Here is a 12,483-nt window from a genome sequence, read left to right on the forward strand (position 1 = left end):
GCGCTGCATTTTTATTTTAGGGGATATGTCACTCACGGCAGATGCTGACCGATGCGGTTCGAAGAGAATATTATTTTATTAGTTCTCCATCTAAATCCGGCTCATCACGATTTCGCCAAATCTCTTTTGCCGAAAAAGGTCTTGAGCGCCTGGTACACCTCCTTCTTATCCTTAATCACATAATGCATGAACTGCTCCTGCTTCAGATGGCGGTAGGCGGACATCAGCGTGCTGCTGCGGTTGTACTGGTTCACCTCGCCGTAACCGAACATATTGCTGCGCTTCAGCAGCTCCCCGATAAGCTTGACGCAACGTTCATTATCCGAGGTGAGATTGTCGCCATCCGAGAAATGAAAAGGATAGATATTGTATTTGGCCGGAGGATACCGGCTGTCGATAATCTCCAGCGCCTTCTGGTAGGCTGACGAGCAGATCGTGCCCCCGCTTTCACCCCGGGTGAAGAAATCATGCTCACTGACCTCTTTGGCTTCCGTATGATGAGCCAGAAACACAATTTCGACCTTTTCATATTGCCGGCGCAGGAAGCGGGTCATCCAGAAAAAGAAGCTGCGGGCGCAGTATTTTTCAAAGGTCCCCATAGATCCGGAGGTATCCATCATGGCGATGATGACTGCATTGGAATGAGGAACCGTAATATCATCCCAGGTTTTATAGCGCAAATCGTCGGGACTGATGCTATGGATACCGGGTTTCCCGTTGCTGGCGTTGCGCCGCAGATTCTCCAGCAGGGTGCGCTTTTTGTCGATGTTCGACATCATGCCTTTTTTGCGGATATCGTTGAAGACGATGGACTTGACCTCGATCTCTTCCTTATCCTTCGGTGCAAGGTGGGGCAGTTCCAGGTCCTGGAACAGAATGTCCTCCAAATCCTCAAGGTTCACTTCAGCCTCAACCGTATCCTGACCCGGCTGATCTCCGGCTTTGTCACCTTTGCCCGGTTGGGCAGATTGCGAATCACGGCCGAGCACATCACCAACCTGGCTTTCCCCGTCTCCTTGGCCGACATGCTTTTGCTTGCGGAAGTTATAGATAATCCGGTACTCATCCAGACTTCGGATCGGCACCTTTACAATCTGTTTTCCGTCCGACATGATAATGTTCTCTTCGGTAACGAGGTCGGGCAGATTATCCTTAATGGCTTCCCTGACCTTCTGCTGATGACGTTCCTGATCCTGATGGCCTTTGCGGTGAAGGGACCAGTCTTCTTTTGACACGACAAACGCATATGGACCGGGTGATTGCGACAGGATGACCACCTCCCATGGAATATAAATCGGTACGGGCGTAAGCACATGCTTCTTAAAGAGAGTGACTCTGAGGCATGCTGTAACTAAAGTATATTCAGGGGTAGGGAGGATATGTGAAGATATCAATGGGTATAAACTGCAGATCAGGGAACTTTAATCCCTTATTCACTGATCTCTTCAATAAAAAGCCTATAGCTGTTGGACCGGGATTCCCCGGAATATCTCCGGCCGTCAATCGTGAACAGGTACAGCGCGGTCGAGGAGCCTTGAAGGGCCCGGCCCATGAAATCGTCATTGATTCTGACAAAATAAGTGAGATAGACCGTCTGGCCAGCTTGCACTGTGCCCATCGCCACCGTACCCCGGTAAGAGGATTCAGGTGAGGTAAGGGCGCTGATTGTAACGATGTCGGACTCAATTAGGCTTCCTTGGGGCACGATCCGGATGACAGAAACGTCAGCAGGATAATTGCCGCTGTTGGTCACTGAAATCCTGAATTGGGCAGTCCCACCAGGCTCGACAATTGGCGGTTCACCACTCATCTCAATGGATATGGCCGGCGAGAGAATCAAGGTAGTAACCGCATTTGAGCGGGCAACCAGTCTTACATTTCGTCCGTCTGGCAGTGTGAAGGTATATTGCAGATTGCCTTGGTTCTGCACCGCCGGGGTCTGCTTGATGTCAGTGGCTGCAGGGATGGACACAAGAAACTCCACGAGGACCACAGAGCCGGCTCTTATCGTGCCCAGCGGGATGAATTCTCCCGGTCTAATCCCCTTCATGGGCACACCGTCAACCATAACGCTGTCCCAGATGAACAATGTTCCTGCAGGAATTGCATCCACCAGTGCAGCATTTACAGCCAGATTTCCGCTGTTTTGTACGGTGAACTTGTAATGCAGGTTGTCTCCAGGCGCCACGCTGTAGCGATCAACCTTCAGACTGACCGTAACGCCTGCCTGGACAATGGATATTTCCACGGTATTGCTCTCGGTAACCTCAGTAACCTCATCTACTTGGTAAGTGGTGCGCGCCTGCGTTGTTAATACGGAATTCTCAGGGACCGATGTGATCCGCACGCGAAAAGAAATTTCGGCGGCTGTGTCTGTACTTAGGACCCCCAGCCGGATTCCTTCTGCCGGATCAGCATCGGGATAATAGATCCCCCCGGCGACAACACTTCCCGGAACGAAAATGGCACCATCCGGCACGGGAATGAATGCGATAGTATCGTTCAGCAGCCGTGCTCCTTCGTTCCTGAGCAGCAGCGTATAAGTGACTACATCTCCGGTAAATGTAGTCGGAGTACTTGCGGCCAGAAGGGTGGAGAGCTGGTAGGAAAGCAAAGAAACTCTTACCGGATTGGAGCGGATTTCGCTTTGCACAAGCCTGCCTTCCGGTGTAGTGAACGAATAAAATCCCCTGGCTTCATTGCGAAGCTCCAGTGAAGGCGGAAGCGAAACGACAATGACCTGGAAGGCGATGCGGACCTGTGCCTGCGGTGATATTGTTCCCAGCGGTATGCCGGAAGACGGAGATACCCCGGGAAGGGGGACTCCGTCTCTTAGCACACTATTAGCAATGAAGGATACACCTTCAGGGAGAATATCTCTGATCGTTGCCAGTGCAGCCACGTTGCCGCTGTTCTTGGCAACAAGCGAGTATACCAGCGTCTCCCCAAGGGAGACGCTGGTTTTGTCTGCACTTTTGAATAAGGAAAGTACGGGGCTGAGGACCGGGGTATGGACGGTATTGGAATAGGTTATAGCGTCTATACCCGCTGCCGAGCTGAACAGTACCATGGACTGATTCGTCACGACAGGTTGAGGAAATGAGGCAGGGGTCATGTTGCGATTACCTGAACCTTGAAGGTCACCGTCGTTGAAGCTCCGGCAGCAATCGTGCCGATGACAACACCTGATCCGGGGTTGGCCCCAGGACGGACGATATCGTCTACGGTAACGCTGCCCGCAACGAATTGGCTTCCAGCAGGAATCGGGTCAACCAGCACAACGTTGTTGACGGCGACGATACCGTTGTTCGTCACTACAATTGTATAGGTAAGGATGTCGCCGACTACGGCATCGATAGCCGGTGTGCTCTTGACTGCGGTGACGTCCGGAGACGATACAGGGATCACAAGTACATTGGACAAGGAAGAGCCTGAGAGCAGTCGTCCGTCCGGCGGCGTGAACGTGAAGGTTGCGGCTGCCTGGTTGACGAGTCGCTGCGGTGAAGGCAGCGAAGCCACGGTAACCTGCAGGGTGACTGTCATGACGACTGTAGCTCCAGGGGCAACCGTTCCAAGGTTGATTCCAGCTGCCGGATCGGCTCCTGGTTGCGGCACACCGTTCACCAGCACACTGTTTGGAACAAATACACCTCCTGCAGGGATGGAGTCCGTAAGGGTAACCACAGCCGGCAAGTTCCCGGTGTTTGTGACGCTAAAGAAGTAAGTGACAGTGTCTCCGACGGTTGCATTTGCTGTATCTGCGCTCTTTAGGATATTGATGATCGGCTGATACACCGGAGTAATCAGGTTATTGGAATAGGAAGCACCCGAGAAAGCACCGGAGGTAAAGCTCACGGACGCCTGGTTGTTAAGGCTCGGCGGATTCGGCAGCGCAGTAACAACAATATTGAAGGAGACCTGGACAGAAGCTCCCGGAGCCAGAGTGCCAAGGGAAATTCCATTGGCCGGGTTCGCTCCCGGCAGAGGAGTGCTGTCGACAACTACGCTGCCTGTGACAAAGGAAGCTCCCGGTGGTATCGGATCGCTAAGCACGACATTGTTGACCGATGCAATCCCGCTATTGGTAACGGTGACTGTGTAGGGAACGGTATCACCTACTACGGCATCTGTTGCAGTGGAGGCCTTTGATACCAATACGTTAGGCGATGAAACGGAAATCTGATTGATGTTGGAGACTGCCGATTCGTTGAAGGTCCGGCCGTCCGGCAGGGTATACGCAAAGGTGATGGTAGCCTGGTTGGTCAATTGCTGGCTTGGCGGCAGCGTAGTGATCAGAACGGAGAAAGTGACTGTCAAGCTGGTACCGGCAGCAATAGAACCGAGTGGAATGCCGGTTGCGGGATCGGTTCCCGGGGACGGGAATCCGTTAATCAGCACACTGTTTGCCACAAGTAGGGTTCCTGCCGGAATCGTATCGGTCAAAGTGGCTGTAGCCGGATAGTTGCCTGTATTGTTTACAATTACGGTATAGGTAATGGTATCCCCGACAGTAGCGTTGACGGAGCTTGCGCTTTTGACTGCTGCAACTATCGGCTCGTAGACCGGTGTGGTGACAATATTGGAAAATCCTACGTTGGAAAGTGCTCCGGATGTAAAGCTGACGGAGGATTGATTGTTCAGCAGTCCGGTTGCCGGCAGCGAAGTTACGGTTACAGTAAAGACTACGGTCACTGAAGCTCCGGGAGCGATACTGCCTATGGTTACCCCGGTAGAGGGTGAAGCTCCGGGCCGCCCGACGCTGTCTACCAGCACACTGTTCGGCACAAAGGCGGTACCAGCAGGAAGTGCATCCGTAAAGACGACGTTATTGACGGTTGCGATCCCGTTATTGGTCAATGTCACAGAATAGGTAATCGTGTCCCCGACGGTAGTTGCTGTTGTCACGGTGGATTTGAGCACGGCGAGATTCGGGCTGGATACAGGAATCGTGACCGTGTTGGAGAGTGCCGAACCGTTGATTGTGCGTCCGCCAGGCAATGTAAAGCTGTAAGAAGCGGTTCCCTGATTGATTAGCACCTGCGGAGACGGCAGTGAGGTAATCACGACTGAGAAGGAGACAGCGACAGTGGCTCCCGCAGCGACAGTTCCTGCGGCAATGCCAGTAGTCGGATTTGCTTGAGGCAGAGGCAGCCCGTTGATCAGGACGCTGTTGGGCTCAAAGGTGGTGCCTGACGGAATATTGTCTGTTACAGTCAGAGCGGCTCCATAATTCCCGGTGTTGCTGACAGTCAAGGTATAGGTAACGGTATCACCGACTGTAGCATTTGTCGTATTGGCCGTTTTAACCGCAGAGACATTCGGCTGGAAGACGGGAACGGCTACCGGGTTCGACAAAGTAGTACCTGAGAAAATACCAGAGGTATAGGTAACGGTCGCCTGGTTGTCAATAGAGGCGTCAGCGGGAACGGAAATGACCGTTACGCTGTAAGAGACGATTGCAGTTGCGCCGGAGGCCAACGTTCCGATCGCAACCCCGGAAGACGGATTGGCATTGGGGAAAGGCACTCCGTTTACTGATACGCTGCCGGGTATAAATGAGGCTCCGTCAGGCACGGGGTCACTGAGCAATACATTATTTACGGGATCGATTCCGGTATTGGTAATGCTTACGGAATAGGCAATCGTATCTCCAACGGCAGCTGCTGTTGCAGGAGTGCTCTTCACTACGGAAAGGTTGGGAGCGGAGACCGCGATAGTTACCGTGTTGGATACAGCCGTACCCGTAAGCAGCCGGCCGTCAGGCGGAGTGAAAGTGAAGGAGGATGAGGCCTGATTGACAAGCTGCTGTGGTGAAGGCAAGGAAACAATAAAGACAGTGAAGCTGACGGTAACACTGGCCCCCGGAGCTACGGTGCCGACGGTAATACCGGTATCGGGTGCGGCTCCCGGCTGCGGGAAGCCTCCGACGATGACGCTGTTGGGATCAAAGGTGGTCCCTGCGGGAATGTTGTCAGTCAAAGTAACATTCGCAGCCAGATTGCCTGTATTGCTGACAACAATCGTGTAGATAATGGTATCGCCAACTGTTGCATTAAGATCATTGGCACTTTTGACAAGGGAAATCTGCGGCTGTATTACCGGTGTCGTGGTTACGTTGGAAGAGGAAGAACCGGAGAATACACCGGAGGTAAAGCTGACGGTCGACTGGTTGTTGATCTGTGAAGGAATCGGCATTGTTATCCTCACCTCGAATGTTACGGCGACTGACGCCCCTGGGGCCAGACTGCCGATTGGAATGCCGGCGGACGGAACTGATTGCGGCTGGGAAACGCCGCCCACAATTACGGTTCCGGGAATGAAGGTAACATTCTCAGGCAGAGGATCACTGAGAATGATGTTGCTGACAGCCGCGATGCTGGTGTTTGTCAGCACCGAGGTGAACTTAAGAATGTCACCCGTAACGGCATCAATGGCGTTCACGCTTTTGACGATACTGACATTGGGAGCGGAGACAGGGACACTGAGCGTGTTCGAAACAGCAGTTGTTCCGAGCTGCCGTCCGTCAGGCAGAGTGAAGCTGATTGCGGCAGCTGCTGAATTGGGCAACTGCTGGCCCGGGGGCAGCGCCGTCACGGTGACCAGAAAACTGACGGTGACACTATCGCCCGGCACAAGCGGACCTACCGGGATTCCGGTTACCGGGTCAAAACCGGGAAGCGGTGTTCCGCCAATGATGACGCTGTTCGGTTCAAATACTGCTTGCGGCGGCAAACTGTCAGTCAGGTTCAGCGTGGCAGCGATATTACCGGTGTTGCTGACCAGGATCGAGAAGGATAGGGAGCTGCCTACCGAAGCCTGGGCGCTGTTGGCACTTTTAACGAGATTGATGACCGGAATGAAGATCGGCGTCGTCACTGTATTGGACAGTGCAGTTCCGCTGAACGCTCCTGCCGTGAAAGATGTGCTGGCCCGGTTATTCAGTTCGGCGGGATTTGGCAGGAAGGCAGCAATCACCTTGAAGGTGACGATCACATTTCCCCCTGCCGCGATGGTCCCAAGAGCAATGCCCGCCCCCGGGTTGGCGGATGGTGCAGCTGCCCCGTTCACCGTGACGCTCCCGGCCACGAATACCCCTCCCGCGGGTACTGGATCAGACAGGACGACGTTGTTTACAGCTACCCCGCTCGGATTGGACACCGCTACGGTATAGGTTATATTCTCCCCGACAGCGATGGCGGAGAGATTGGCTGTCTTGAATAAGGTGATGTTCGGTGCTGAAACCGGGATGCTGACCGTATTGGAGAGGCTTTCCCCGCTGAGGGAACGCCCGCTGGGCAACTGGTAGGTATAGCTGCTGCTTCCCTGGTTGGTCAATACCGCCGGAGAGGGCAGTGACTGCACCGTGGTCAGGAAGTTGACGGTTACCGTAGAACCGGGAGCTACGGCCCCTAGTGGAATTCCGGTGAGCGGAGAATCCGCAGGACGAACGGAACCGTTCACTGTAACGCTTCCCGCAACAAAGGTAGAGCCGGCGGGGATATTGTCGCTTAGGGTGACGGTTGCTGCCAGATTCCCTGTGTTTTGCACCTGAAGGGTGTAAAGCACGTTGCCGCCTACAGTCGCACTGGCCGGACTTGCGCTTTTGACAATGCCAATGACAGGCTGATACACAGGTGTTGTGGTGATGTTGGATTGGGAAATGCCTGTAAACAGCCCGGAACTATAGGATGCCGAAGAACGGTTGGACAGCTGTCCGGTTCCCGGTACAGAGGTGACCGTCACCTGGAAAGCTACGGTTGCGCTGTTGCCAGGAGGAATTGCTCCCACAGAGATTCCCGTTGCCGGGTCTGCGGCAGGACGGGCTGAGTCGGAAACGGTCACGCTGCCCGGAACAAAGGTGGTACCTGCAGGAATCGGATCGGACAGGACCACATGTGTTACCGCCGAAATCCCGTTGTTGCTGATGACGGAGGTATAGGTCAAAGTGTCCCCTACCGCAACGTCAGGGAAGCTGGTGCTCTTGACCACTGCAACATTGGGCAGTGTCACCGGAATGGTCAGCGTATTCGATGCCGCCGAACCGGCCACTGTACGACCGTCAGGCACCAGGAAGGTATAGGCTGCAGCGGCCTGGTCGGTTAACCGCGGCGGCGACGGCAGACTGTTCACGGCAACCCTGAACTGAACGGTGGAGCTTCCTCCGGCGGCAATCGTGCCGATTGCGATGCCCGTGGCGGGATTGCCTGCCAGGGGAGTCCCGTTGACAGTAAAGCTCCCGGGAACGTAGGTGCTTCCGGCAGGGATGTTGTCAGTCAGCGTCGTGGACGCACCGATATTTCCCGTGTTGGAGATTTGCACGGAATAGGTAATCTCATCGCCAACGGTTGCGTTGACGGTGTTGGCGCTTTTGACCATACCCAGAACCGGCGAGTACACTGGAACCGTTACTGTATTGGAAGGGATAACTCCCGAAACAATGGGGCCGCCGGCCACACTCTGGAAGGTAAATGCGGCATTGGCAGAGTTGGCAATCGTCTGCGGACTGGGCGGCAGCGAGGTCACTCTGGCCTGATATGTAACCGTTACAGAAGAGCTGAGTGCCAGTGATCCTAAGGGAATGCCGGCTGAAATATCATAGCTAGGCCTGGAAATACCGGCGACCACAACACTTCCGGCTACAAAGGTCAAGCCGGTTGGCAGTGTATCCGACAGTACCACACTCGTAGCGCTGGCAGTACCTGTGTTGTTGATGGTAACGGTATAGGTTATGTTATCACCGACGATCGGACCGGCCACATTGGAGCCTTTGGTCAGCGTGATTACCGGTGCGTTAATATTGATCTGGAGCGCATTCGCGTTGACTACATAGGCGTCGCCAGAGGTGGTCAACGTCAGCAGTGCAGAGGACTGGTTGTTCACCAGTCTTGCCGAAACGTCGACGTTGGTTATGTCCCAGCCTTGACGTCCACCGATGATATTGGTGCCTGGACTGCCATTGGTCTGGTTGCGGGTTCCGAAGGTTCCGGTCGTACTCAGAGCGCCGCTGTCATTATTAATCTGCGAAGCAAAAAAGTTGTTGGCAAAATTGTTGGGACCCGACAAGGCCACCTGTGTGGCGGAGGTCGGGCCGAACAGCGCCTGGTCGCCTGAACGGTTCGCGTCGCCTTCCTGCGCGCTGAACAAGATGCGTCCGCCCAGAGCACCGGTGACTGGTGTGGCGAAACCCGTAATGGTCGTGACAACCGGGGCTGAAGTGGCTTGTACAAGCACAGCTCCTGCCCGCAGCGACATATTGCGGAAAGGGAGGGAGGGGTTCTGGTAGATCACACCAAGTGTCCAGCCGGCATGGTTGGCGGTTGCATCACCCGTGATAACGATGGTGCCTACGACACCGCCGACCGTGTAGGTTCCGGCACCGCCGCCCTGAATAATGCTGGTGACATTGGCTGAGCGTACATAGGCGGAGGCGCCGCCTCCCAGGTCAACTATATTAGCTGTAGCCGCATCAGGAGAAACACTGACCGTTGTCCCTGCGGGTGTGGTGAAGGAGACCGGATTATTGATGAAGGCGCTGAGATTAACCGAGCCGTTAATATAGGAGCCGGCCCAGATCAGTTCTGCGTACAGCACTGTGCTTCCTGCGGGAAGCGTCAGTATGGCGGCTGAGCTGTTGTTCTGGTACAGGCTGGTCGTACCGGCAGGATAGGTGCCGAATACAGAGGCTGTGTTGACCGTACTGAATGCACCTATACTATCCTGTGTACCGGGAACCCCGGCCGTTTCGGATCTGCTTAGTCCAAGTGTATTGCCGGTAAATGTGATTGCGCCGGTTGCGTTAATCGTAGCCCGAACGACTAGAGGAATGATTTTCACCTCCTTCAAGGTTGCTGAACTGCGCAATTGCTTAGACGAAAAAAAGCAGACCGTCTCCTGGATAAGGACGATGTGCCAAATTTCTTGTGGTATATTAGCCTATGACGGGTGACGGGCATAATTGTTTGTCCACGGGGGATTTTTTAAAAAATCATATTTATTTTTCTACTTGCTGAAATCTTGTCTATGCTGTGAGAGAAGCCGCCGTTCCAGCAGCACACGCGGTTCTGGATAATGATTCCTGCTCATGGTTTCGAGCTCCTCCGGGGTGATTTCTTTCTTAATGACGGCAAAGTGGTACATGATTTCATGAACTACATTAGATTGCAGCGTCTTGAGAATCTCAAGCTCTTCTGCTTCGTAGAGCGAGTCGTTAAACGGGTATTGATAGAACAGCTCCATCCGCAGCAGTCTGTAATCGAAGGGCGGAGAGGGGACCGGATAATCGGGAATCACCGGAGAGAGCGGACCTGCGGAAGGCTGGAAAAAGCGGTTTGTGAAATACCGGGGAGTGTACTCGTCGAATTTTTGTTTAAAAAAAGGATTGGAGACGTGAGGGAAGCTATGTGCATAAGGTGCAAGAATGCAGACAACGGCTTTATGGATGCAGATCCTGTGAATCTCTTTCATCACCGCAAATAGATTGTTTACATAGGGCAGAACGCGGCTGGCCATAATGAATTCGGCGGTATTGTCCGGCAGTGGAATGCCTTTATTAATATCGCAGACCAGATCCACCCCGGGGTATGAAATGCAGTCGATTCCCAGATAACCCAATTCTTTAGCGGAACCGCAGCCGATATCGATTTTCAAGGAAACCACTCCTTTTTAGAACGTAAATAAGGCTCTTCACCATAGTATTAATTCCGCAGTTGCATGCTTCCGGCTCATGCCCATAGATTGAAAGAAACATGCTTTTAATATAAAAGTTGTTATAACAAAGGAGCAGAAGTACATGACCGCAATCTTATTTAAAAATGGCGTTCTGCCATTTCGCAGCCACCCCGGCGATAATGCTGTATACGTGGAGGACGGCAGGATCACTGCCGTTGGAGAGGGCAGGGATTTGGCCCTGCAGCTTAGCGGCAGAGAATACACCGTTGTCGATTGGGACGGAGCCTATGTGCTGCCCGGTCTGACCGATGCGCATGTGCATCTGGGCATGCACGGGATGAAGCTGGACATGCTGGATTTCACGGGTATGACCTCCAAAGAAGAGATGCTGCATGCAATTGCCAGACGCGCAGAGATTACGCCTGCCGGGGAATGGATCCTCGGGCTGAACTGGAACGAGAATGAATTCCGGCCTGCCGCAGCGCCGCATATATCTGAGCTGGATGCGGTGACAGAGCGGCATCCCGTATTCCTTACGCGCACTTGCTTTCATGCCTTCCTCGGCAACAGCGAGGCTTTCAGGCGGGCAGGCGTGACCGAATCCACACCGGACTTTGCTTCCGGAGCTTACGGACGTGACGCTGAAGGGAAGCTGAACGGCTGGGTTTATGAGGATGCCTCACAGCCGTTTAATGCCGTGCAGCCGGTGCCCGATTATGCCGCCAAGAAGAATGCGGTCCGCCGGGGAATTGCCGACGCGCTCTCCCTGGGGCTTACAGCCGTGCATACAGAGGATCTGCGGCTGCTGGACAGTGTGGAGACGATGCTGCAGATTCACCGTGAGCTGCGCGAAGAAGGCTTGTTCTTCCGCACACACCAGCTGCTGTATTATGGCTATCTGCAGGAGGTGGAGGAGCTGCGGCTGCAGGCAGGCAGCGGTGACGAGTGGCTGCGGCTTGGTGCGGTCAAGCTGTTCGCCGACGGTGCCATCGGCGGACGGACCGCACTGTTGGAGCAGCCTTACAGCGATGCCCCGGATACATCCGGCATTGCGATCCACACACAGGAGAAGCTGAATGAAATTGTCGGCGCGGCGAGACGGCTGTCATTCCCGGTTGCTGTGCATGCAATCGGAGATGCGGCAGCCCGGATGACGCTGGCTGCGATGGACCATCACCGGCTGTCTCCGGAAGCCGGCCTGCCGGACCGCTTCATACATGCCCAGGTGCTGAATGGCGCACTGGTGGAGCAAATGCGCGGACTTCGGCTCATTGCCGATATCCAGCCGCGTTTTGTGGCCAGTGACTTTCCCTGGGTGCTGGAACGGGTAGGCCCGGCAAGAACAGGGCATCTGTATGCCTGGAATAAGCTGATGAAGGCCGGAATTACCTGTGCCGGTGGCAGTGACGCGCCGATTGAACCGCTGAATCCATTTCTTGGGCTGCACGCTGCCGTTACCCGGCGCAAGCCGGGGGAATCCCATGAGGGCTACTTGCCGGGTGAGAAGCTGAGCATCCCGGAGGCGATAGGTCTATTCACAACGGGCAGTGCGGCTGCCGCGGGAGAAGAGCGGGAACGCGGACGTATCGCACCGGGCTTGCAGGGGGATTTCACGGTAATTGACCGTGACGTGTTGAGTGATCCCGAGGAACTGCTGCTGGTGAAAGTACGGATGACTGTGGTCAATGGGAAAATCGCCTACTGTGCGCAATGAAAAAAGCAGTCCGGGTACCGGATGATGAGCTGAAGAAATGCCGCCTCATACACTTCTAGTGCGCTCCCCACCAATTTCGGCAAAGTTTATGCAACCCCGAC

5 protein-coding genes are annotated in these 12,483 nt (G+C 54.3%); 1 reads left to right on the forward strand and 4 read right to left on the reverse strand.

Annotated elements, in window-relative coordinates:
• Window positions 1-104: 104 nt before the first annotated feature.
• The 4 genes from yhbH to MHI45_RS29040 all read right to left on the reverse strand — a co-directional run bounded on the left by yhbH (window position 105) and on the right by MHI45_RS29040 (window position 10,647).
• Window positions 105-1,268 (reverse strand): sporulation protein YhbH, encoded by a 1,164-nt coding sequence (yhbH, locus tag MHI45_RS29025; RefSeq protein ID WP_076113309.1) that lies wholly within the window; start codon window positions 1,266-1,268, stop codon window positions 105-107.
• Window positions 1,269-1,429: 161 nt separating this feature from the next.
• Entirely contained in the window at window positions 1,430-3,115 is a 1,686-nt protein-coding gene (locus MHI45_RS29030) for a DUF11 domain-containing protein (protein WP_076113267.1), read from the reverse strand.
• Window positions 3,112-9,834 (reverse strand): DUF7507 domain-containing protein, encoded by a 6,723-nt coding sequence (locus tag MHI45_RS29035; protein ID WP_083675849.1) that lies wholly within the window; start codon window positions 9,832-9,834, stop codon window positions 3,112-3,114. The genes MHI45_RS29030 and MHI45_RS29035 overlap by 4 nt, the downstream gene beginning before the upstream one ends.
• A gap of 165 nt (window positions 9,835-9,999) precedes the next feature.
• A complete protein-coding gene (locus MHI45_RS29040) occupies window positions 10,000-10,647 on the reverse strand; it encodes a hypothetical protein (protein WP_076113268.1) in 648 nt (215 codons plus the stop codon).
• 142 nt (window positions 10,648-10,789) lie between these two features.
• On the opposite strand from MHI45_RS29040, the gene MHI45_RS29045 reads away from it, so the two are divergent.
• A complete protein-coding gene (locus MHI45_RS29045; protein ID WP_340899559.1) occupies window positions 10,790-12,382 on the forward strand; it encodes an amidohydrolase in 1,593 nt (530 codons plus the stop codon).
• Window positions 12,383-12,483 lie beyond the last annotated feature (101 nt).

This window comes from Paenibacillus sp. FSL H3-0321 (assembly GCF_038002865.1).
Lineage (GTDB): Bacteria > Bacillota > Bacilli > Paenibacillales > Paenibacillaceae > Paenibacillus_AQ.